Raw genomic sequence first — 22,707 nt, 5'->3', positions numbered from 1 at the left:
GCGTTTCTGCTGATCGGTTCTGCACTCTTCTCCGTTCAGCAGAGGATCAGGCTGGCCCGCCTGACCGTTGACGCGTCAGTAGCGTCAGCACTTCAAAATGCGCCGTGTGCGGAAACATATCGAACAGCTGTACCTGGGTAACCTCGTAATCCTTCAGCCGGGCAATATCCTGTGCCATGGTCTGCGGATTGCAGCTTGAATAGAGCACATAGTCAGGCGCCATGGCGCTCAGATAATCACACAGCGCTTCCCCAATCCCGCGACGCGGCGGATTCACCAGCACCAGCTGTGGCACCCTATCCCGCTCAGTGGCAAACGCGGTGGAATCCAGTGCGGCAAAACTGACGTTGTTCAGACCCAGCATCTGCGCAGAGCGCTGCGCGCACTGGATGGCTTCGGGACTGATCTCAATACCGGTAAGCGCTAACGTGGGTGAGGCACAATGCAGGCCAAATCCGCCCACGCCGCAAAACAGATCCCACATGCTGGTCACCGGCAGTTGACGTACCCAGTCGCGCGCCGTCGCGTACAGCGCACTGGCGACCTGAGGATTGGTCTGGAAAAAGCTTTGTGGTCGAATCCACAACGGCACGCCGTTAAACTCGTCCGCCAGCGCCTGAGTGGATGTCAATGCGACCTCCTCGTCCCCTTCCAGAATAGCCATATGCACCGGCTGTATGTTGGCTGAAATGACCTTTAGCTGTGGGAGTTGCTGCTGTAGCCACGGCAGGGCGTTACGCAGCTGTGTCAGTTTGGTGTGCGACCGCAGGACAAAACGCAGCATCATGCCGCCCTGGGTACTTTCGGTGAGCAGCAAATACTTCAGTTCACCGCGCTGACGTTCAATGTTATACGGCGTTAAACCGGCACGCGCGATAAAGGGTTTTAAGGTCGCCAGTACCGGGGAAAAGCTGTCAGGATAGAGCGGACATGCGCAAAGATCTGTCGCCTCGCCGTTGCGCTGCACCATGCCGAAAACCGGACGCTCAACGCTGCCGCTTACCACCATCTTTGCTTTATTGCGGAACCCTTGCTGCGCTGAGGTTACCGGCGGCAGCCACTGTTTAACCGGAAACGCGGCCAGCAGTTGGTTCAGCCGGGCCCCTTTATCATCAAGCTGCTGGGGATAGGGTTTTTCAAGCCACTGGCAAGAGCGGCAACGGTGAGCGTCATAGAGCGCGCAGTGCATGGTAAAGCCTGTATTAACTGTCGGGAAGGTTGGCGGAGCGCGATTGTATCACCGCTTGCGGAAAAATGCGCGGCTGCTGGCGGGCAGAAAAAGCAGTAATAACACCATCAGATCGGGCAGTTTTTGCAGCAGCGTGCGGTGAATAATCTGCAGATTATTTTCACCTGCAATACTGTAGATTTCCGGATAGATCCCGCCTGTGGAGGCCATCAACATATATAACAGCACCACAATTTGCGCCGCCACGAATCCACAGCGTCCCCGGTTGCTTCCGCGCATCAGCGTGAAGGCACAGCGCAATTCAAATAAGAAAATGACCTGGCTGGCGATGAAGATCAGCGTGGAATCCCATGACTGCGCACTGCGATGGACAAAGTTGGCCAGCTCGGTATAACCCAGTTCATTCGCCAGCATCAACACGCTCAGGCAGCGCGTTGCGATAATCGCCACGCCCGCCACCGTGACGGGGACCGGGGCAGCCGGTAAAACAGCGCCGTGTTTAAGCATTTCCGACATGTCTTTCACTCCACCATGACGATAAAAAGGCTGGATTAACCAGCCCTTCTATAGAATGGCAAAAGTCGGGGATTTCAGCCACGTTTCGCTTTCTGAATATCGCTTAAACGCTGTTTTTCTTCATGTGCCATGACGCGCCAGGCAATAAAGCCCACGATGCCCACAACGAACAGGATCAGGGAAGCCAGCGCGTTGATCTCCGGATTAACGCCACGTCGTACCGTGGCAAAAATCGCCATCGGTAAGGTGGTGGCACCCGGGCCGGTCACAAAGCTGGCAATCACCAGGTCATCCAGTGACAGGGTAAAGGCCAGCAGCCAGCCGGTCACGATGGCCGGCGCAATCATCGGCACCGTGATCACAAAGAAGACCTTCAACGGCGTCGCGCCAAGATCCATTGCGGCTTCCTCAATTGACCGGTCCAACTCGCGCAGGCGCGAATTGATCACCACCGCCACGTAGGCGGTACAGAAGGTCACGTGCGCCAGCCAGATGGTGAGCGTACCGCGTTCTGTCGGCCAGCCCAGCGCATTGCCGAGCCCGACAAACAGCAACAGCAGCGACAGGCCGGTAATCACATCGGGCATGACCAGCGGTGCAGTGAGCATAAAGGCAAAGCCGTTATGGCCACGAAAACGCCCAAACCGCACGATGATCACCGCCGCCATGGTACCCAGCACCACCGCCATGGTGGCGGAAAGCGCGGCAATGGTGAGGCTCAGCAGCACCGCATCGATCATGGCATCGTCCTGAAACAGCACCTGATACCAGTGAAATGAAAACCCTTCCCAGACCGTAACCAGTTGGGAACTGTTAAAGGAGTAAACCACCAGCAGCAGCATGGGCGCGTACAGAAACATAAAGCAGCAGGCCAAAATCGCCGTGCGCCAGGGAGAGCGGATCGTTGGCAGATTATTCATCCCTTCTCTCCCATTTCTCGGTTTTGATGTTTATGGAACCAGATAATCGGCAGAATCAAAATCAGCAAAATGATCACCGCCAGCGCGGAGGCCACCGGCCAGTCGCGGTTGTTAAAGAACTCCTGCCAGAGAATACGACCAATCATGATGCTGTCCGGTCCGCCCAGCAGTTCGGGAATCACGTACTCGCCGACCGCCGGGATAAACACCAGCATGGAACCGGCAATGATGCCGCCTTTGGTCAGAGGCACGATCACGCTGAAGAAGGTTTTCAGCGGGCGCGCGCCCAGGTCCAGCGAGGCTTCCACCAGCGAGTAATCGATACGCGTCAGCGCGGTATAGATGGGCAAGACCATAAACGGCAGATAGCAGTACACAATCCCGATATAGACCGCCGTATTGGTGTAGAGGATCACCAGTGGATGATCGATCACGCCTGTCCACATCAGAAAACGATTAAGAATACCGTTATTGTTCAGCAGCCCCATCCAGGCGTAAACCCGCACCAGGAACGACGTCCACGACGGCAATATGACCAGCAGCAGCAGGACAGACCGCATCGAGGGCTTACTGTGCGCGACGGCCCAGGCCAGCGGATAACCAATCAGCAGACAGATGACAGTGGAGATCGCGGCCACTTTTAACGACTGCAAATAGGCGTCGATATACAGCGGATCCTCACTGAGCGTGACATAGTTGCCCAGATTCAACACCAGACTCAGCTGATCGTCAGCCCAGGTGACCAACTCGGTGTAAGGCGGAATAGCACGGGCAATATCCGCAAAGCTGATTTTTAAAACAATCAGGAACGGCAACAGAAAAAACAGAATCAGCCACAGGTAAGGCAATGCAATGACGAGCTTGCGCCCGTGCTGCATTTTTATGCGCGTTGCCCAGCGCTGCAAGGGTGTACCGAGCAGCTTAGCCGGGGCTTTCGTGCGTTGAAAAATCTGGCTCATCGCGCCTCCTTAAACTGTCAAAACCACGCAGCTGTCACTGTCCCAGCACAGGCGCACCTGGTCGCCCCAGGTCGGCATACCTTTGCGGTAGCGATGTTCATTTTGCAGCTGGGCACTGAGCATCTGACCGCTGTGCAGGCGAACATGGTAAATGGAGAGATCGCCCAGATACGCGATGTGTACCACCTCACCGTCCGCGACGTTACAGCCATCGGCAGGGATCTCTTCACACAGCATCACCTTTTCCGGGCGCAGGGCAACGTGAACCGGCACGTTATCGACGACCGACACATCGGAATCCACTTTCAGAGGATGCTTGAGGCCCGGACTGTCAATCACCAGGCCGTCTTCCTGACGTTCACGCAGCAGACCGTCGAACACGTTAACTGAACCGATAAACTCGGCGCTGTAGCGGCTGGTAGGATGCTCGTAAATCTCTTCCGGCTCACCAATTTGCACGAATTTGCCCCGGTTCATGATGGCAATTCGCCCCGCCATCGTCATGGCCTCTTCCTGATCGTGCGTCACCATCACGCAGGTCGCCCCGACCCGCTCCAGAATATCGACCACTTCCAATTGCATACGGTCGCGTAGCTTTTTGTCCAGCGCCCCCATGGGTTCATCCAGTAGCAGCAGTTTAGGCCGCTTTGCCAGGCTGCGCGCCAGCGCCACGCGCTGCCGTTGACCCCCTGAAAGCTGGTGCGGCTTACGTTTGGCAAATTCCTGCATGTGCACCAATGACAGCATTTCTTCCACGCGGCTGGCGATTTCGCCCTTTGCCAGTTTGTCTTGCTTTAGGCCAAAGGCGATGTTCTGCTCCACCGTCATATGGGGGAACAGCGCATAGCTCTGAAACATCATATTGATCGGCCGTTGATAGGGCGCGACATGGGAGAGATCGTGCCCATCCAGCACAATCTGGCCGCTGGTGGGCTGTTCAAAACCCGCCAGCATGCGTAACAGGGTAGATTTGCCACAGCCGGACGCGCCGAGCAGAGCGAAAATCTCCCCTTTGTAAATGGTCAGGCTGACATCATCCACGGCATGCTGGCCGTCAAACGATTTGGTCAGGTTGCGAATTTCCAGCAGCGGCGTTAACGCTTTTGCGGTTTTATTTTGCGGGCGAGGGATGGCATCGTTCACGAATGTAGTTCTCCGGAGCCAGGCGGAACAACGCGGCAAACAGTGCCGCTAAAAATGGCACAACAGAGGCCTGCACTGCGCCTCTGTTGCTGTCACAAAACATATGCTGTCGAATTACTTACCGCTTTTAACCTTAGTCCATGCACGCGTACGCACACGATCCAGTTTTGGATCCTGAACCTTCAGCACAAACAGTTTGGCCATGGCATCCGGCGTCGGGTAAATACCCGGGTTATTACGGATATCGGCATTAATCAGCGGCAGTGACGCTTTATTGCCGTTGGCGTAATTCATTTTATTGGAGATGTCAGCAATCACTTTCGGATCCATGATGTAGTTCAGCCAGGTGTAAGCGGCATCCACATCTTTCGCGTCTTTTGGAATCGCCATCATATCGAAGAAGGCCAGTGCGCCCTCTTTCGGTACGCTGTAACCAATGTTGACGCCATTCTTTGCTTTCTCCGCACGGTTTTTCGCCTGAAGAATATCGCCTGACCAGCCAATAGCCACACAGATATTGCCGTTCGCCAGATCGTTAATATATTGCGAAGAGTGGAAGTAACGAATATTCGGACGCAGCTTAAGTAGCAGATCCGTCGCGGCGCCAGAATAATCTTTTGCATCGCTGCTGTTAGGATCTTTGCCCAAATAATTAAGTACGGTTGCGAAGATCTCTTCAGGCGCATCCAGGAAAGACACGCCACAGCTTTTCAGTTTTTCCAGGTTTTCCGGCTTCAAGACCAGATCCCAACTGTTTACCGGCGCATCCGCGCCCAGCGCAGCTTTCACTTTTTCGACGTTATAGCCAATGCCGGTGGTGCCCCACAAATAAGGAATCGCATATTTGTTACCCGGATCGTGTTGCGCCACTTTCGCCATTAACGCGGGATCCAGATTTTTATAATTTGGCAGTTTGCTTTTATCCAGCGGCTGAAACACGCCGGACTGAAGCTGACGCGCCAGGAAACTGGAAGAAGGCACCACGACATCGTAACCCGTACTGCCGGCCATCAGTTTGCCTTCCAGCACTTCATTGGAATCAAACACGTCGTAGACGACTTTAATGCCGGTCTGCTTTTCGAAATTAGGCACGGTATCTGGCGAAATATAATCCGACCAGTTATAAACGTGCAGCGTCTTATCTTCCGCCATGGTACTGGCTGAAGCAGCCATCAGCACCCCAGCAACCACACCTGACAACCATTTTTGACGTTGGTTGAACATGCTTTTAATCCTCCTGAGCGGGTTATAACAACGCTGCACATCAGTGATTCAGTTTTGCGTTTTATGATTAAAATTCAGTGACACAATGAATCATTATTCAGTGGACGTTTAATAGTAAAAACCTATACCTGCGCGGCAATCTAAGGCTTGTCGCCGCCCCGCAAGCATAGCCCCCCCGTTAAGGGTTCACCAGACCTCAGCGTAAAAAACGCCTGAACTCAATATTTTAGGCATGTTTAAGCTATGAGGTTCGGCTTTTATGGCATAAAGAACGTCATAAATCTGGCAATTAAGGGCTTAATGCAGAATAAAACATTACGGTTATAAATTAATCTATGTCGTTCACAATTGATAACATTAAGAATTACGCGTGCCGGAGACAGGGATCTTTGCGGCTGCATCGGCGGGGCGGGAAATAGCGCGGGTCAGCAAGTAGACATTCGCCGGGAATAAAAAAAGCCGTCACGGGTGACGGCTTAATCAGATCCTGTACTTAGTGCAGAACAGAATGGATGCTGCTGCTTGAGACGTGCTCTTCGTCTTCACCTATCATCAGCAGATTATTGGCAAAGGCTTCCATAATGACCATGGAAATTTCTTCTTCGCTCTGCTTCATAAAATGTGCAAACTGCCCGAAGGTTAACCCGGCAGTGGTCATCATTGACTGACAAACAATAAGCTTAGGCAGGTTGTCATCCTGTATATCGATGAACGCCTTCACCGTGAGCGAACTGGCGTTAATTTGCGATAAGTCACCCACCAGCGGAATAAGCGCAGTCGGTTTTACTTCGGCCAGTGCCGAAAACAGAATGACGTTATCGACCAGGTCGATTTTAGCGTCAAACACCCCGTCGAAGTTTTGCATGTGCGGCAAATGAAGTGCCTGACAAGCATCACATTCAAACCAAGTGATATTTTGCTGATCCAGCCAACGACGCAGCAGGTCGATATCCGGAACGACAAGAGAATCCATTGTAAAATCCCATGGGGTGATAAATAAGCGACCTAGCTTACGGAAAAACGTGGTGAGATTCCACGAAAACCACTGAAAAGCGCGGGTCAACCCGTGGTTTTAGGACGGAGCCCGGGGGTAGCATGCCGTTCAATGTGGTCAATCATCATGCCGGCGATGTCAAGACCGCTTGTGGTTTCAATCCCTTCCAGACCTGGTGAAGCATTCACCTCCATCACCAGCGGGCCGCGCGCCGAGCGCAGAATATCCACCCCCGCGACGTCCAGCCCCAGAACCGCGGCGGCTTTGACTGCCATCTCGCGCTCCTGCTCGCTAATGTCAACCGTGCAGGCTTTGCCGCCGCGATGTAAATTCGAGCGAAAATCGCCCTCTTTCGCCTGGCGCTCAATGGCCGCCACGACCCGATCGCCAATGACCAGACAGCGCACATCGCGTCCGCGCGCTTCCTGAATAAACTCCTGCACTAAAATGTGTGCATTCAGCCCACGAAAGGCATCGATAACGCTTTCTGCCGCCTGGCGCGTCTCTGCCAACACCACGCCGATCCCCTGCGTGCCTTCGACCAGTTTCACCACCAGCGGCGCGCCGCCTACCATGGCGATCAGATCCTGCGTGTCGTCAGGAGAAGAGGCAAATCCCGTTACCGGCATATCAATTCCGTCCCGCGCCAGCAGCTGCAGGGAACGCAATTTGTCACGCGCGCGGGTCACGGCGGCGGATTCATTTAAAGGATAACTGCCGCACATTTCGAACTGGCGTAGCACCGCCGTGCCGTAGAAGGTAATCCCGGTGCCAATGCGCGGAATAACGGCATCGAAGTGCCCCAGCGGCTCGCCACGGTAGTGAATACCGGGCGAGGCGGGGTTGATGTTCATGTAACACGAGAGCGGATCGATGATTTGAACAAAATGACCGCGCTGTTCGGCGACGTCACGTAAACGGCGACAGGAATAGAGCGTTCCATCGCGCGACAGAATGGCCATTTTCATCAATCAAAATCCTTGCGTTAAATTAGCGTGTTGCCCAGCCCTGCTGATGCAGGTAATCCAGCATAAACGGGCGCGTCTCTTTGATGATCAGGCGCTGAATCAACTGGCTCCAGGTTTCGCTACGCTGGTTGCTGTCGCGTTGTTCATAGTAGATCGCCGTGCGGCTATCGTAATCAGCCAGCACCGCAGGATCCACTGGTTGATAACGATTTTCGTGCACCAGCATCGACTGCGGGATGCGCGGTTTAACATCCGGTATGGATTCAGGATAGCCAAGACAGAAACCAAACAGCGGCAGCACAAATTTTGGCAGGCCCAGCAGTTCGGTAACCTGAGCGATATTATTACGAATGCCGCCAATAAAGACGCCGCCCAGCCCCAGGGATTCCGCTGCCACCATGGCATTTTGCGCCATCAGCGCCGTATCCACACAGCCCAGCAGCAGCTGTTCTGCCCGGCCTAACTGGGCATCAGGGCAGATTTGCAGGTGACGATTAAAGTCAGCGCAAAATACCCAAAACTCCGCCGCCTCGGCCACCCATGTCTGACCGCCCGTCAGGGTAACCAGTTGGTCACGTAACGCCGGATCGGTGATGCGTACAATAGATGAGCACTGCAAAAAGCTGGATGTGGACGCCGATTGGGCCGCAGCAATAATCGCCTCACGCTGTTCAGCACTCACCTTTTGATCCGTAAAAGAACGGATGGAACGGTGGCTGCATAATAAATCGATAGTCGGTGTCATAAAATCTCCAGCTAATTATCTTTTTTTTCAGAAAGGTTGAACAACTGCGGCGCAAGTGCTTTGGCACAGCGCCACATCAATAGCCAGGCGGCAGGTAACATCAGCAAAATGCCAATAATAAACAGTGCGGTCGCCAGACGCGTGCTCCCGGCACCGGCAGGCAGTGCGGGTAACCACTGGTTAACGACCAGCAGCGCGCTCGCGATAAGTACGCCGCCCAGCGCCTCCATTGCCAGTATGGTCTTGGGCAATTTTGCGACATTCCGCATGGTTTCCTCCTGCCTCAGGGCTGACTGAGTCTCAATTATGGATAACATCCTTAAAATTGCCCATCAGCGGTTTCGGAGAGTGCCATTGCAGAGCACCGGGCCCGGCTTTGCGACGTCATAGGATGCGGGCATCAGACTAACAGGTAAATCCTGCTTTCTTTAAGCACGACGAGCGGGCATCATTACCGGCTTTCCAGACTTTGTCGTGTGATCGTCATCACACACTGACCTCGCAAGGAGTTCTCAATGATTGCTGTTATTTTTGGTCGTCCCGGCTGCCCTTACTGTGTTCGGGCGAAAGAACTGGCGGATAAGCTGCAGGCCGGGCGTGACGATTTCAATTACCAGTATGTTGATATTCAGGCGGAAGGCATCACAAAAGCCGATCTGGAAGCCAGTGCAGGTAAACCTGTCAGCACCGTACCGCAGATTTTTCTGGATGAGCAGCATATTGGTGGCTACACCGAATTCGCCGCCTGGACAAAAGAGAATCTGGGATTTGTTGCCTGAGCAACGGATGTATCAGAACTGACGTCCTGAAAAGTGCGCGCTGGCGTGATGCCAGCCGCGCCTTGATGATCGGTTAAGCCAGCCCCGCGTGCGTTAACGCGACAACGGCAGAATGCAGCTCAACACAGTAGCCTAACGCTTTGACGCCGCGATCAGTCGCAGCAACCGCACCAGCAATGCCCCGCATCCCGCCCAGAACATACCGCTCATGCTCCAGACAGCAATATAATTCCAGCTGGCACTCCCGGCAAACACGCTATGTAGCAGCAGCGCAGCCAGCACCGTTCCAGTAAACGCCATCACCAGCGTGCTTTTTAGCGGCGCCTCCCGCTGCATGAGCGCCATGACGGCACCCGGCAGTAAAAAAAGCAGCAATTCAGGCTGGCTGTGTAGCGTCTGCGTGCCTGACAGCCGGAAATCCTGGGTAAACATAAACACGACACAATAAAACACGCCACCTGATACGCAGGTTGCCCAGAAATAATAACGCTGCGGCATAACTCCCCACTCATTAAAAACATGCCAAAACTTCGCCTTTGACCTTGCCGAGCCTGGTGGAAATAAAAAGAAACAGTCGTTTTGAGAACGAATGAAAGTCGCCAATGGCTGAGAATGATTTTTCTGATTAGAATATTGGCCGCGTTACCTTTTCAGACATCAGTGATAGCTGGAGGTAATCTTACGGCCTGCTCAAGATAGCGAAAAACAGGCCTCTCTTCAATAGGTTACAAGTAAACAAGAAGTTAAAATGTTGAATGTTAACATCGCAGAATTGTTAAGAGGTAATGACATTCTGTTATTATTTTTCGTACTGGCACTGGGACTTTGCCTGGGAAAATTACGTTTTGGCTCGATACAACTCGGAAATTCCATTGGCGTATTAGTGGTTTCATTATTATTAGGTCAGCAACACTTCTCGATGAATACGGATGCCCTGAGCCTGGGTTTCATGTTGTTTATTTTCTGCGTCGGCATTGAAGCAGGCCCCAACTTTTTTTCCATTTTCTTTCGGGATGGCAAAAATTATTTCATGCTCGCCATTGTGATGGTGGTCAGCGCCCTGCTGCTGGCCCTGGGATTCGGCAAGCTTTTTGGCTGGGACATCGGCCTGACCGCAGGCGTACTGGCCGGCTCCATGACGTCCACGCCGGTCCTGGTTGGCGCGGGTGATACGCTGCGCCAGAGCATCAGCGATCCCAGACAGCTGAGCATCATGCAGGATCAACTCAGCCTGGGTTATGCCGTAACCTATCTTGTCGGGTTAGTCAGCCTGATTTTCGGCGCACGCTATCTGCCCCGTTTACAACATCAGGACTTACCCACCTGCGCCCAGCAGATTGCGCGCGAACGCGGTCTTGACGCTGACAGCCAGCGCAAAGTGTTTCTGCCGGTGATTCGCGCTTACCGCGTCGGCCCGGAACTGGTGGCGTGGAGCGGCGGCAAAAACTTGCGTGAGCTCGGTATATACCGGCAGACCGGCTGCTATATCGAACGAATTCGCCGCAATGGCATCCTTGCCAGCCCGGATGGTGATGCGGTGCTGCAACTGGGGGATGATATTTCCCTGGTGGGCTATCCGGATGCCCACGCGCGCCTGGATGCCAGCTTTCGTAACGGCAAAGAAGTTTTTGACCGCGATCTGCTGGATATGCGGATTGTGACGGAAGAGATCGTGGTGAAAAACCACAATGCCGTCAACAAACGGCTAAGCAAACTCAACCTTACCGATCACGGCTGCTTTCTCAACCGCGTGATTCGCAGCCAGATCGAGATGCCTATTGATGACAACATCATGCTGAACAAAGGTGATGTGTTGCAGGTCAGCGGCGAAGCACGACGGGTGAAGAGCGTAGCGGATCGCATCGGCTTTGTGGCGATTCACAGTCAGATGACCGACCTGCTGGCATTCTGTGCTTTTTTTATCATCGGTCTGATGGTCGGGTTAATTACGTTCCAGTTCAGCAACTTTAGCTTTGGCATCGGTAACGCCGCAGGGTTGTTGTTTGCCGGCATTATGCTGGGCTTCCTGCGCGCTAACCATCCTACCTTTGGCTATATTCCGCAGGGTGCGCTGACGATGGTGAAAGAGTTCGGGCTGATGGTATTCATGGCGGGCGTCGGGCTGAGCGCCGGCAGCGGTATCGACCACGGTATATCGGGTAACGGCGCGCTGATGCTCTTGTGCGGCCTGCTGGTCAGCCTGTTACCGGTGGTGATTTGCTACCTGTTTGGCGCCTATGTTCTGCGCATGAACCGCGCGCTGCTGTTTGGCGCCATTATGGGTGCACGCACCTGCGCGCCAGCCATGGAGATAATCAGCGACACGGCTCGCAGTAACATCCCGGCACTCGGCTACGCCGGGACCTATGCTATCGCGAACGTTTTGCTGACGCTGGCGGGAACATTAATCGTTATTATCTGGCCGTTATTGCCCTTATAAAATTTTTTTACTGACGTCCAGAACTTTTTTTCCCGACCACAGTCTGAATAAGTGCCACTGCTTTTCTTTGAAATCCCCAAATTGTGGAGCCCGCTGGTCTTTTTCCCAGCGGGTTTTTTTATGCCTTTCTCCTGCCCGCCCTGCCTGGACACTAAAACATCATTAAACTTAAACCGTTTTGCAACCTTAACGCAGATTAAGAACCTTGTGATGGACTCTCCGACCGTCTGCACGCAGGATAGGCAGCTTATTTTGTTAGCAGTATGTGCTAGCAGATGCGACAGACTCAATCCGGTTTCGCTCGTTGGCTTAAGCCCTTTTTCCCGGATTGAGAGAATCTGAACATCAGTAAGAGGAACCGATCCCGTAATGGAAGAATTGAACCGCACCCTGTTTATGGCAATTAACGCAACACCGGATTCGCCTCACTGGTTATTGCAGCTTGCCATCTTCATCGCCAGAGACTTAATCGCCATCGTTCCGCTGCTGATTGTGGCACTGTGGCTGTGGGGACCGCGCGATCGGGTTGCCTCACAACGTGTGCTGGTATTAAAAACCGGCATTGCGCTGCTGTACGCGCTCGCCATCTCCTGGTGCGTTGGGCAGCTGTTACCGCATCCGCGCCCTTTCGCGATCAATTTTGGTCATCAGTTTCTTGCGCACGCGGCCGATGACTCCTATCCCAGCGATCACGGCACCACGATTTTCACCTTTGCGCTGGCTTTCCTGTTCTGGCATCGGCTCTGGTCGGGCATCATTCTGATGGTGGTCGCCACCGCAATCGCCTGGTCCCGTGTTTACCTTGGGGTTCACTGGCCAATGGATATGCTGGGCGGTTTTCTGGTGGGAATGCTGGGTTGCCTGGCGTCACACCTTGCCTGGCAACTGTATGGCGAACGCCTGCTCAATATCATCAACCCGCTCTATCGGGCGCTGTTCGCTTTACCGATTCGTAAAGGCTGGACACAAGGTTAAAAAAAAGGGACGCCACGGCGTCCCCTGTTTTTAGCTGAACCACTTCCCGAACCAGCCATTAAATTTCATCATGACGAAATCAATGATGCGGCTGAAGAAGCCGCCTTCCGGCACATCCTGCAGCACCACCAGCGGACGTTGTTCGATCGTTTTACCGTCCAGCTGAAAATCAATGGTGCCCACGACCTGATTTTTCTTCAACGGCGCCTCAAGCTGCGGCGATGTCAGGCTGTAGCTGGCTTTGAGGTTTTTCATCTGCCCTTTAGGAATGGTCAGTGCCGCGTCTTTTTCCACGCCCAGGTTGACCTGATTGTGTTCGCCAAACCAGACGCGCTGCTGGGCAAAAGGCGCACCCGCTTTAATTGGGGTCACGGTTTCAAAGAAGCGGAAGCCCCACGTCAGTAATTTTTCACTTTCCCGGAAGCGAATGGCATCGCTGGCGGTGCCCAGCACAACCGAGATCAGTCGCATATCGCCTTCGGTGGCTGAAGCGACCAGATTATTTCCCGCGCCAGAAGTGTGGCCGGTTTTAATCCCATCCACCTTCAGATTGCTGCTCCAGAGCAGACGGTTGCGGTTCATCTGACGAATATTGTTAAAGGTAAACTCTTTTTCCTTGTTCAGGGCGTACTCTTCCGGCACATCCCGAATCAGCGCCTGCCCAATCAGCGCCATGTCCCGCGCGGTGCTGTACTGTCCGTCGGCATCCAGACCATGCACCGTCATAAAGTGGGTGTTTTTCAGGCCAAGCGCTTTCACATAGTTATTCATCAGACCGATAAAGGAATCCTGACTGCCGGCAACATAGTCTGCCAGCGCGATGCAGGCATCGTTCCCGGACTGGATCACAATCCCTTTGTTCAGCTCATGCACCGGGATACGATCGCCGGGCTTCAGAAACATCAGAGAAGAGCCCCGCAGTTTAGGATTGCCGGTAGCCCAGGCATCCTGCCCCACTGTTACCATGTCGTCAGGTTTAATTTTGCCGGATTTGATTGCTTGGCCAACCACATAGCTGGTCATCATTTTTGTCAGGCTGGCGGGATCGAGTCGCTGATCGGCATTGGATTCGGTCAACACTTTGCCGCTGGCGTAGTCAATTAAAATCCAGGCTTTGGCGTCAATTTGAGGGGCGGCCGGTGCCTGTTCCGCGAAAACAGCCATTGGCGCAACGAGTAGCAAAGAGGTTGCAGCAATACGCCGCAGGTGAGATGAAAAGCAAGTATTTGTCATGGGCTTGGCCGGATTGTCCTTAGTAAAACGAGAGTCAAAGGCTTAACACCTTCTGTGAGAACGCTACCCGCTGGCGTCAATGAAAAAAACCGCTTAATCGTAAAGTTTTATAGATTTTAGTAGATTAACCCTGGCAAGCGTGCCGCGCGCGTGCCATTTTCCCGCACGAATGTCGCACATAAAAATGCGCTAAATTCTGATTTTTTAATCAGAAAGTTAAGGCCGTCACAAAACTGGGTTACCCTGACTTTATTCAATTGAGGAGAACCCCTATGGATCTAGCCCTGTTTGATCTGGACGAAACGCTGATTAGTGAGGACAGTACCGGCCTGTGGCTACGCTGGCTGGTCTCACAAGGCTTTGCCTCTAGTGACCTGATTGATGAAGAACAGGAATTAATGCGTCAATATTATGCCGGGACGCTGTCGATTGATGAGTACATGCATAAAACCCTTTCCCCGCTGACCGGCATGGCGACGATGACGGTGGAAGGATGGGTTCGACGCTTTATCCACCGTGATATCATGCCGCGCGTTTACCCGGAAGCCCGGGCGCGACTTGACTGGCATCAGGCGCGCGGTGACAGAATTATCGTGATCTCCGCCAGCGGCGAACATCTGGTGAATCCTATCGCCAGCCAGCTCGGTGCCTGCGGGGCCCTGGCCATTGGTGTCGAAGTGGTGGACGAACGTTACAGCGGCAACACCTATGGCACCCTGACGTTTCAGCATGGCAAAGTGAAGCGGGTAGAAGAATGGAAAGCCGCGCGCCCTGCCGAAACCTATGCGCACACCTGGGCTTACAGTGATTCCATGAACGACCTGCCCATGCTGGCGCAGGCCGACTATGCACACGTAATTAATCCGGCGGAACCGCTGTTACAGGAAGCCGAAAAGCGCGGCTGGCAGGTCTGCCACTGGGCTCGCTGAGTTAACCGCGGGACGCGCTGGCGTCCTGCGTCAACCCAACCCTGAGCAATTTACCGTTAGCCTCATCCGTCAGTAAATAGAGATAGCCATCGGGCCCCTGACGGACATCGCGGATGCGCTCATTGCGCCCGTCCAGCAACCGTTGTTCTTCGACGACCTTCTCGCCGTTGATATGCAACCGAATCAGGTTCTTCTCTTTCAGCGCGCCAATAAACAGCGAATTTTTCCACTGTGGAAAACGTGCGCTGTTATAAAACGCCATACCGCTGATCGCTGGCGAGACTTTCCAGTAAAACGCCGGCTGTTCCGTGCCTGCCACATGCGTGCCTTTGGATTCCGGCACCTTACTGCCGTTGTAATCAATGCCGTAGGTTGCCAGCGGCCAGCCATAATTTTTGCCCTTCTGAATAATATTTACCTCATCGCCACCGCGGGGACCATGCTCACTTTCCCACATCACCTGAGTCCAGGGATTCAGTGCCAGCCCCTGAGGATTGCGTAAACCATAGGCCCAGATTTCGGGGCGCGCGCCGGGTTTATTGACGAAGGGATTATCGTTTGGCACGCTGCCGTCCGCGTTCAAACGCAGCAGCTTGCCCTGAAGTTTATCGAGGTCCTGTGCGGCACTGCTGACAAAGTTGTCGCCAAAGGCAATCCATAAAAAGCCCTGACGATCGAAGGCCAGCCGGGTGCCGATATTATTGCCACTTGAGAGGCGCGGCGTTTGCTGAATCACCTCATGAAAATCGGTTAACTGGCGGTTATCAGGGCTGAGTTTACCGTAGCCCACTACGGCGCCCGCCTTGACGTTGCTGTCCGCTTCGGTATAGCTGAGCCAGACGCGGCGGCTCTGGGCAAAATCGGGGGCCAGCACCACGTCCAGCAGTCCGCTCTGACGCTGCGCCCAGACCTTTGGCACGCCCTGAATCGGTTCGGACAAGCCGCTGTCAGGTCGCCAGCTGCGCAGTTGGCCGGATCGTTCAGTAATCAGCAACGTCTGATTATCGGGCAAAAACGCCACAGACCAGGGGTGATCCAGCTTATCCTGAAGCACCTCAACCTTAAGGTCACTCGCCCACAGCGGGCTGGAAAAGAGTAATGCGCCACTCAATAACAACGGGGTCGGAATACGAACCATAGTCTTCTCCTGACAGCGTGCAGTGCTGTTAAGCGTAGTCAGACCGTCTGGAATGCAGTAAAGGATTTACAAAAGATTAAACAAGGCGTTGGCAGCAGGATGGGCAATGGCATGCGCTGGGAAAACCGACCGAAAAGGGATCGTGAAGAGAAAAGAAGAGACCGCCCGAAAAGTGATCGTGAAGAGAAGAGACCGCCCGCAGTAAGATAGCGGGCGGAAGCGGTTATTCGAAACAGGTATCGGGATTTTCCGCCAGTGAGATAAACTCTTTACCGCCTGGCGTCAGCGCCAGAATCGTACCGCTCTCAATATCGTACACCCAGCCGTGCAGGCGCAGCTTGCCCTGACGTAACCCGACCGAAACTGACGGGTGGGTTTTCATGTTGTTCAGCTGGGCAATCACGTTTTCCTGCACCATTTCGTTGAGCTTCTTCTCAGGCGAATCGTATTCACGCTGCTCAACCACCGCTTTTGCCGCATCGGCATAACGCAGCCAGTGCTCGACGGCTGGCATAGAATCCATACAGGCACAGGAGGCGATAGCGTTCATCGCGCCACAGTTTGAGTGACCACAGATAATGATGTCAGAAACCCCCAGCGCCATTACGGCATACTCAATTGTCGCTGACACGCCGCCCGGTTCCGGACCAAAAGAGGGCACAATGTTGCCCGCATTACGGATGACGAACAGCTGTCCGGGTTCCTGCTGAGTAACGAGTTCCGGCACCAGACGGCTGTCTGAGCAAGAGATAAACAGCGCTTTTGGATTCTGATTAGATGCCAGACTTTTAAAAAGCGCCTTTCTTTCGGGAAAGACTGTCTGCTGAAAACTCAGAAACCCGTTGATGATCTCTTTCATTATTTTGCTCTCACATTGTCCACGTCATGATCTGAAGAAACGACGCCTTCAGTACTGGTTAAGCGATTCATTATTAATGAAAACAAGCAAATATCAACTTAGAATGTGACCAAAATCGCTGTCGTAAAGTTAAAGATGTTTAATATTTATCCACCTGATTATTCGGTGTTTATTAGAAATTCTTTTACACAACGGTGAGTTACTGACTTTCGGTTGCCCTCGTGTTCTGCCGTCCGACCCCGGGCGATGGGTGCAGACCTTTACGGGTTTTTGCGTTACTTTACGCTTAACTAATCCCTTACAGATAACGCTACAATTTTCATCACAACACAGGTAAAATCGCGCGCCATTGCTGTGCTGAACCGGAAACCACCTTATGTCCACTACCAATACACTGCCGCCGCGCGTCGGATTTGTCTCGCTCGGCTGTCCAAAAAACCTTGTCGACTCAGAGCGCATCCTGACGGAACTGCGCACCGAGGGTTATGAGGTGGTACCACGCTATGACGATGCTGAAATCGTTATTGTTAACACCTGCGGATTTATCGACAGCGCCGTCCAGGAATCTCTGGAAGCGATCGGTGAAGCCCTGAACGAAAACGGTAAGGTCATCGTGACCGGCTGTCTGGGCGCCAAAGTCGATCAAATTCGTGAGGTGCATCCGAAGGTGCTGGAGATTACAGGTCCACACAGCTATGAACAGGTGCTGTCGCATGTGCATCGCTACGTGCCTAAGCCGCAGCACAACCCGTTCCTGAGCCTGGTGCCGGAACAGGGCGTGAAGCTGACGCCGCGCCATTACGCCTACCTGAAGATTTCTGAAGGCTGTAACCATCGCTGCACCTTCTGCATTATTCCTTCGATGCGTGGCGATCTCGACAGCCGTGCCATTGGTGAAGTACTGGATGAAGCGAAACGTCTGGTTGAAGCCGGTGTGAAAGAGTTGCTGGTGATTTCACAGGATACCTCGGCCTACGGCGTGGACGTGAAGCACCGGACGGGCTTCTGGAACGGTGCGCCGGTAAAAACCAGCATGGTCAGCCTGTGTGAGCAGTTAGCCAAACTCGGCGTCTGGGTCCGCCTGCATTACGTCTATCCGTATCCCCACGTTGATGACGTTATTCCGCTGATGGCTGAAGGCAAAATTCTGCCGTATCTCGATATTCCGTTACAGCATGCCAGCCCACGCATTCTTAAACTGATGAAACGTCCTGGCGCAGTAGAACGGACGCTGGAGCGCATTAAGCGCTGGCGTGAAATCTGCCCTGAGTTAACCCTGCGCTCAACCTTTATCGTTGGCTTCCCCGGTGAAACCGAAGAAGACTTCCAGATGCTGCTGGACTTCATTAAAGAAGCCCGTCTGGATCGCGTAGGCTGTTTCCAGTACAGCCCGGTCGAAGGCGCAACGGCGAACCAGTTGCCCGATCCGGTTGATGAAGCTGTTAAGCAAGAGCGTTACGACCGCTTTATGCAGTTGCAGCAGCAGATCTCTGCTGAACGCCTGCAGGAAAAAGTGGGACGCGAGATTATGGTCATCATTGATGAGGTCGATGAAGAAGGTGCGATTGGTCGTAGCATGGCTGATGCGCCAGAAATCGACGGCGCCGTTTACCTGAACGGCGAGAGCAACGTTAAGCCGGGTGATGTCCTGCGCGTGAAGGTGGAACACGCAGACGAATACGATTTGTGGGCCAGCCGCGCTTAACCGTACTTCTGCTGGTGCGCTTTTTTGCGCGCCAGGTAGTCATCATCAGCACGTAGCTTGTCCCAGTATGCTTTGAAAATGGCCGCCGCAGCGGCCTTTTCTTCGTCCCTGCCCCAGGGCAATTCCTTCCCCTGGGCATCGTATTTCCGTCCGCCCTTGTGGTTGCTGTAGCGACGCGCGCGGGTATAACCCATCTGGATAAATTTGCGTGCCATGTCCATGCCGACAAAATCATCCTGCTGGCGATAGGCTTCGAACAGCGCCATGATTTCTTCTGCCGAAGCTTTGGCAACCTCAACGGTACGAAAACGCCAGTGCGGTAAGATCTCGCCCTTATAAGGCTGGACCATGAGCACGCCCTGCTCTCCGCGCCCCACCTGATAACGCTCAGGCTGCTTGCGAAAATCGATGGTGCTGAAGTCCTGGTCATAATCAAAAGGTTTCATGTCTTAAGTTTAGGATCAAGTGCGTCACGTAGCCCGTCGCCAAGTAAATTAAAGGCTAAAACCGTAAAAAAAATGGCCAGCGCCGGAAAAATCGCCACATGCGGCGCAATGACCATATCGGCCCGCGCTTCGTTGAGCATGGCACCCCACTCCGGCGTGGGCGGTTGCGCGCCCAGTCCCAAAAATGACAGGCTTGCCGCCGTGATAATCGAGGTACCGATGCGCATAGTGAAGTACACCACAATGGACGATACCGTCCCTGGCAACAGGTGGCGCAGGATAATCGTCCAGTCGGATGCCCCGATGCTGCGTGCAGACTCGATATAGGTTTGATGTTTCAGCACCAGCGTATTGCCGCGCACCAGACGGGCAAACGCTGGAATACTGAAGATCGCCACGGCGATAATCACGTTGCTGATACCGGTGCCCATAATGGCCACCACGGCAATGGCGAGCAGAATACCGGGAAAGGCAAACAGTACGTCACAAACGCGCATGGTTATCCTGTCCCACCAGCCTTCGTAGTAGCCCGCCAGCAGGCCCGCCAGGGTGCCGATAAACGCGCCTATTGCCACGGAGACAAAACCGGCAATCAGCGAAATTCGGGTGCCCACGAGTACGCGGCTGAAAATATCGCGGCCCAGTGAGTCCACGCCAAACCAGTGCATCAGGGAAGGCCCGTCATTCAGGCGGTCATAGTCAAAATAATTTTCAGCGTCGAACGGCGCAATGGCCGGTGCCGTGAATGCCAACACAATCAGCACCAGCACGAAGAGACCGGCCAGCAACGCCACGGGCTGATGGCGAAAGCGCCGCCAGAACTCGCGCCACGGTGTTCTCACCCGGTTGCCGTTTAACAGCGGCATACTTTTTAATGCCGCTTCCCGTCGCCAGTTTTTCATCAGGTGTCCTTAAAGCGAATCGCCGGGTTAATGACGGCATACAACATATCGACAAACAGGTTAATCAGGATAAACTCCAGCGAAAACAGCAGCACCTCCGCCTGAATGACCGGATAGTCACGCATCTGCACTGAATCCACCAGCAGACGCCCCAACCCCGGCCAGTTGAACACCACCTCCACCACAATCGACCCGCCCAGCAGGAAACCAAACTGCAGGCCCATCATGGTCACTACCGGGATCATGGCATTCCGTAATCCGTGTTTAATCACCACGCCGGATTCACGCACCCCTTTCGCGCGCGCGGTGCGCATGTAATCTTCCTGCATCACCTCAACAAAAGAGGCCCGGGTAAAACGCGCCATGACGGCGGCGACGGCCGCCCCCAGGGTAACGGAAGGCAAAATGTAGTGCTGCCAGCTATCGGCTCCCACCGTGGGAAGCCAGCCCAGCTGGACAGAAAACACCTGCATCAGCAGCATGCCAAGGGCAAACGCCGGAAAGGAAATGCCCGAAACCGCCAGCGTCATGCCCAGGCGGTCCGGCCAGCGATTACGCCACACCGCAGAAACAATGCCAATCGCCATTCCCAGGATCACCGCCCATACCATACTAACTAAGGTCAGCCATAAGGTTGGCATAAAGCGGGTGGCGATTTCCTGTGAAACCGGCCGCCTCGACACCAGCGACTGGCCAAAATCCCCCTGTAGGGCATTGACGACAAAGTGCCAGAACTGCAGTGGCAGCGGTTGATCCAGCCCCAACTCCTGGCGTACCAGCGCGACGACGGAGGCATCGGCTTCCTGGCCGGCAATCAGGCGTGCGGGATCCCCTGGCAGTAAGTGCACAAACATAAACACCAGCACCGCCACGATAAACAGCGTGGGAATCAGGCCCAGCAGTCGTTTCAGAAAATAGTTAAACATGTCAGATCCTACACAGCCGCTAGCCGTCGCGGCTGGCCTGCCCGCCCGCTTCAGCACACACGGCAAAAGCGGGCATTACACGGCCCGCTCAGGTTTGGCTGTGGGCCGTGCCCCCTCGCGTCAACCTGAACGGGTCCGCCGGGTTACTTCAGCTCGGCATCGTCAAAACTAAATGAGGTATCCGGCATCATATAAAAGCCACTCAGGTTTTTGCTGTGGGCTGAAACCAACTGCTCCACCACCAGTGGAATCCAGGGATGATCGTTCCAGATCGTATCCTGCGCATCTTTGTAGAGTTCGGCTTTTTGCTTGCTGTCGGTGGTTTTCAACGCATCGGCCAGATCCTTATCGACTTTCGGATTGCTGTAGAAGGCAGTATTAAAGATCGCTGGCGGCCAGGCGGTGGTGGCAAACAGCGGCGTTAATGCCCAGTCAGCTTCCCCGGTGGAGGCAGACCAGCCGGTATAAAACATGCGTACGCCGCTCTCTTTCTGACCTTTGCCTTCCACTTCCGCCGCGCGCTGTCCCGCATCCATGGCGGTAACCTTCACCTTAACGCCCACCTGTGCCAGCTGCTGCTGCACAAACTGCAGAACTTTCTGTGCCGTACTGTGGTTGTGAGAGGACCAGAGCGTGGTTTCAAACCCGTTCGGATAGCCGGCTTCTTTCAGCAACGCTTTTGCTTTGGCAGGATCATAGGGAATGGGCGGATAGGTTTGAGCGTACTCAATCGATGGCGGCACAATACCCGTAGCCGGTGTGGCATAACCGGCAAACGCGACTTTGACCAGGGCCTGACGATTAATCGCGTATTCCAGCGCCTCACGCACCTTGGGATTATCGAAAGGCTTTTGTGTCACGTTCAGGCTGATATAGCGCTGCATGATCGAGGGCGAGACCACCACGTCAAGCTTGCTGTTTTTCTCCAGCAGTTTGGCCTGCTCGTAGGGCACCGGGAATGCAAAGTTCGCCTCGCCCGTTTGCAGCATGGCCGCACGGGTGTTGTTATCCACCACCGGACGCCACGTGATACTGTCGAGTTTTGGATAGCCCTTCTTCCAGTAGCCATCCCATTTTTTTACCTTAACAAAGTCGGTCTGGTTCCAGGTGACGAATTCAAACGGCCCGGTTCCCACCGGATGGAACCCAATCTCCTTACCATATTTTTTCAACGCAGCGGGCGAGATCATCGCGGCGGCCGGGTGCGCCAGAATATTGATAAAGGCCGAGAAAGGCTGTTTGAGCGTGATTTTTACCGTCACAGGATCGACGGCTTCCGTGCTGGCGATATATTTGAACAGGTTATAGCGTTTCAGATGATTATCGGGATTACTGGCACGGTCGAGGTTGGCCTTCACCGCCTCGGCATTAAAGTCGGTGCCATCCTGAAACTTCACGCCGGAGTGCAGTTTAATCGTATAGGTCAGACCATCCTCGCTCACCTGGTAGCTGTCCGCCAGAACGTTGATGCGCTTCATGTCTTTATCAAAGCCGAACAGCCCCTGATAGAACGACTTTGCGACCGCCTGCGACAGCGTATCGTTAGCGTCGTAGGGATCGAGGGTGGTGAAATTAGAGGCCACGGCAATGACCGCATCCTGTGCGGCCCAGGCGGGTAACGCCATTGCACTGCTGAGTACGCCCGCTGCCAGTAAGCCTTTTCGCATCGTTATCTGCATTGTCTTCTCCTTGTTATCCCTGTCTGATTTGTCGCCGT

Annotated in this window: 23 protein-coding genes; 5 read left to right on the top strand and 18 right to left on the bottom strand. The window is 54.0% G+C overall.

Annotated features, from left to right (window positions below; all coding sequences use genetic code 11):
* Positions 1–46: 46 nt before the first annotated feature.
* The 10 genes from rlmC to ACPXSQ_RS02545 form a co-directional block, all read right to left on the bottom strand.
* A complete protein-coding gene (gene rlmC / locus ACPXSQ_RS02590; protein WP_015700669.1) occupies positions 47–1,189 on the bottom strand; it encodes a 23S rRNA (uracil(747)-C(5))-methyltransferase RlmC in 1,143 nt (380 codons plus the stop codon).
* 48 nt (positions 1,190–1,237) lie between these two features.
* The gene (locus ACPXSQ_RS02585) at positions 1,238–1,705 is read right to left on the bottom strand and encodes a YbjO family protein (RefSeq protein ID WP_105087681.1); all 468 of its coding nucleotides are present in this window, start codon (positions 1,703–1,705) and stop codon (positions 1,238–1,240) included.
* 74 nt (positions 1,706–1,779) lie between these two features.
* Positions 1,780–2,625 carry a putrescine ABC transporter permease PotI gene (gene potI, locus ACPXSQ_RS02580; RefSeq protein ID WP_013025205.1) on the bottom strand — a complete coding sequence of 282 codons (846 nt, stop codon included), beginning with the start codon at positions 2,623–2,625 and terminating at the stop codon, positions 1,780–1,782.
* Positions 2,622–3,584 carry a putrescine ABC transporter permease PotH gene (potH, locus tag ACPXSQ_RS02575; protein WP_013025204.1) on the bottom strand — a complete coding sequence of 321 codons (963 nt, stop codon included), beginning with the start codon at positions 3,582–3,584 and terminating at the stop codon, positions 2,622–2,624. Before potH ends, potI begins: the two co-directional genes overlap by 4 nt.
* 9 nt (positions 3,585–3,593) lie before the next feature.
* On the bottom strand, positions 3,594–4,727 hold the full coding sequence (gene potG / locus ACPXSQ_RS02570; protein ID WP_014606214.1) for a putrescine ABC transporter ATP-binding subunit PotG: 1,134 nt from the start codon (positions 4,725–4,727) through the stop codon (positions 3,594–3,596).
* A 114-nt stretch (positions 4,728–4,841) separates the two neighbouring features.
* Positions 4,842–5,951 carry a spermidine/putrescine ABC transporter substrate-binding protein PotF gene (potF, locus tag ACPXSQ_RS02565; protein ID WP_014593294.1) on the bottom strand — a complete coding sequence of 370 codons (1,110 nt, stop codon included), beginning with the start codon at positions 5,949–5,951 and terminating at the stop codon, positions 4,842–4,844.
* A 493-nt stretch (positions 5,952–6,444) separates the two neighbouring features.
* Positions 6,445–6,924, bottom strand: coding sequence for a YbjN domain-containing protein (locus ACPXSQ_RS02560; protein ID WP_014593293.1), 480 nt, complete (start codon positions 6,922–6,924; stop codon positions 6,445–6,447).
* Between the two features lie 86 nt (positions 6,925–7,010).
* On the bottom strand, positions 7,011–7,913 hold the full coding sequence (gene rimK, locus ACPXSQ_RS02555) for a 30S ribosomal protein S6--L-glutamate ligase (protein WP_014593292.1): 903 nt from the start codon (positions 7,911–7,913) through the stop codon (positions 7,011–7,013).
* Positions 7,914–7,935: 22 nt separating this feature from the next.
* Positions 7,936–8,658: an oxygen-insensitive NADPH nitroreductase gene (gene nfsA, locus ACPXSQ_RS02550; protein WP_014593291.1), complete on the bottom strand. Its 723-nt coding sequence runs from the start codon at positions 8,656–8,658 to the stop codon at positions 7,936–7,938.
* Positions 8,659–8,669: 11 nt separating this feature from the next.
* Complete coding sequence (locus tag ACPXSQ_RS02545) at positions 8,670–8,927, bottom strand: DUF1418 family protein (RefSeq protein WP_014593290.1); 258 nt, start codon at positions 8,925–8,927, stop codon at positions 8,670–8,672.
* A gap of 246 nt (positions 8,928–9,173) precedes the next feature.
* On the opposite strand from ACPXSQ_RS02545, the gene ACPXSQ_RS02540 reads away from it, so the two are divergent.
* Positions 9,174–9,437, top strand: coding sequence for a GrxA family glutaredoxin (locus ACPXSQ_RS02540; RefSeq protein WP_013025197.1), 264 nt, complete (start codon positions 9,174–9,176; stop codon positions 9,435–9,437).
* Between the two features lie 132 nt (positions 9,438–9,569).
* Here ACPXSQ_RS02540 and ybjM read toward each other — a convergent pair whose 3' ends face one another.
* Positions 9,570–9,935: an inner membrane protein YbjM gene (ybjM, locus tag ACPXSQ_RS02535; RefSeq protein WP_014606215.1), complete on the bottom strand. Its 366-nt coding sequence runs from the start codon at positions 9,933–9,935 to the stop codon at positions 9,570–9,572.
* 253 nt (positions 9,936–10,188) lie between these two features.
* Here ybjM and ACPXSQ_RS02530 point away from each other — a divergent pair, with 253 nt between their 5' ends.
* Both ACPXSQ_RS02530 and ybjG read left to right on the top strand, forming a co-directional pair.
* Positions 10,189–11,877, top strand: a complete 1,689-nt coding sequence (locus tag ACPXSQ_RS02530) for an aspartate:alanine antiporter (RefSeq protein WP_024470916.1) — start codon at positions 10,189–10,191, stop codon at positions 11,875–11,877.
* A gap of 369 nt (positions 11,878–12,246) precedes the next feature.
* Complete coding sequence (gene ybjG, locus ACPXSQ_RS02525) at positions 12,247–12,852, top strand: undecaprenyl-diphosphate phosphatase (protein ID WP_013025194.1); 606 nt, start codon at positions 12,247–12,249, stop codon at positions 12,850–12,852.
* Between the two features lie 30 nt (positions 12,853–12,882).
* Here ybjG and ACPXSQ_RS02520 read toward each other — a convergent pair whose 3' ends face one another.
* Positions 12,883–14,085 (bottom strand): serine hydrolase, encoded by a 1,203-nt coding sequence (locus ACPXSQ_RS02520; RefSeq protein ID WP_013025193.1) that lies wholly within the window; start codon positions 14,083–14,085, stop codon positions 12,883–12,885.
* A 272-nt stretch (positions 14,086–14,357) separates the two neighbouring features.
* Here ACPXSQ_RS02520 and ACPXSQ_RS02515 point away from each other — a divergent pair, with 272 nt between their 5' ends.
* Positions 14,358–15,014 carry an HAD family hydrolase gene (locus tag ACPXSQ_RS02515; RefSeq protein ID WP_014593287.1) on the top strand — a complete coding sequence of 219 codons (657 nt, stop codon included), beginning with the start codon at positions 14,358–14,360 and terminating at the stop codon, positions 15,012–15,014.
* A 1-nt stretch (position 15,015) separates the two neighbouring features.
* On the opposite strand, the gene ACPXSQ_RS02510 is transcribed toward ACPXSQ_RS02515, so the two are convergent.
* On the bottom strand, positions 15,016–16,152 hold the full coding sequence (locus ACPXSQ_RS02510; RefSeq protein ID WP_019106174.1) for a PQQ-dependent sugar dehydrogenase: 1,137 nt from the start codon (positions 16,150–16,152) through the stop codon (positions 15,016–15,018).
* Positions 16,153–16,375: 223 nt separating this feature from the next.
* Positions 16,376–17,011 (bottom strand): carbonic anhydrase, encoded by a 636-nt coding sequence (locus tag ACPXSQ_RS02505; RefSeq protein WP_013025190.1) that lies wholly within the window; start codon positions 17,009–17,011, stop codon positions 16,376–16,378.
* A gap of 376 nt (positions 17,012–17,387) precedes the next feature.
* On the opposite strand from ACPXSQ_RS02505, the gene rimO reads away from it, so the two are divergent.
* Positions 17,388–18,716, top strand: a complete 1,329-nt coding sequence (rimO, locus tag ACPXSQ_RS02500) for a 30S ribosomal protein S12 methylthiotransferase RimO (protein WP_013025189.1) — start codon at positions 17,388–17,390, stop codon at positions 18,714–18,716.
* Here rimO and ACPXSQ_RS02495 read toward each other — a convergent pair.
* The 4 genes from ACPXSQ_RS02495 to gsiB form a co-directional block, all read right to left on the bottom strand.
* Positions 18,713–19,162, bottom strand: coding sequence for a DUF4385 domain-containing protein (locus tag ACPXSQ_RS02495; protein ID WP_014593286.1), 450 nt, complete (start codon positions 19,160–19,162; stop codon positions 18,713–18,715). The genes rimO and ACPXSQ_RS02495 overlap by 4 nt on opposite strands.
* The gene (gene gsiD / locus ACPXSQ_RS02490; RefSeq protein ID WP_013025187.1) at positions 19,159–20,064 is read right to left on the bottom strand and encodes a glutathione ABC transporter permease GsiD; all 906 of its coding nucleotides are present in this window, start codon (positions 20,062–20,064) and stop codon (positions 19,159–19,161) included. The genes ACPXSQ_RS02495 and gsiD overlap by 4 nt, the downstream gene beginning before the upstream one ends.
* Positions 20,064–20,990, bottom strand: coding sequence for a glutathione ABC transporter permease GsiC (gsiC, locus tag ACPXSQ_RS02485; RefSeq protein ID WP_014606229.1), 927 nt, complete (start codon positions 20,988–20,990; stop codon positions 20,064–20,066). Before gsiC ends, gsiD begins: the two co-directional genes overlap by 1 nt.
* A 143-nt stretch (positions 20,991–21,133) precedes the next feature.
* Positions 21,134–22,669, bottom strand: coding sequence for a glutathione ABC transporter substrate-binding protein GsiB (gene gsiB / locus ACPXSQ_RS02480; RefSeq protein ID WP_013025185.1), 1,536 nt, complete (start codon positions 22,667–22,669; stop codon positions 21,134–21,136).
* Between the last annotated feature and the right edge of the window lie 38 nt (positions 22,670–22,707).

Source organism: Pantoea sp. EEL5, assembly GCF_049892805.1.
Classification (GTDB): domain Bacteria; phylum Pseudomonadota; class Gammaproteobacteria; order Enterobacterales; family Enterobacteriaceae; genus Pantoea; species Pantoea ananatis.
This window is presented reverse-complemented; position numbering and strand designations above follow the sequence as displayed.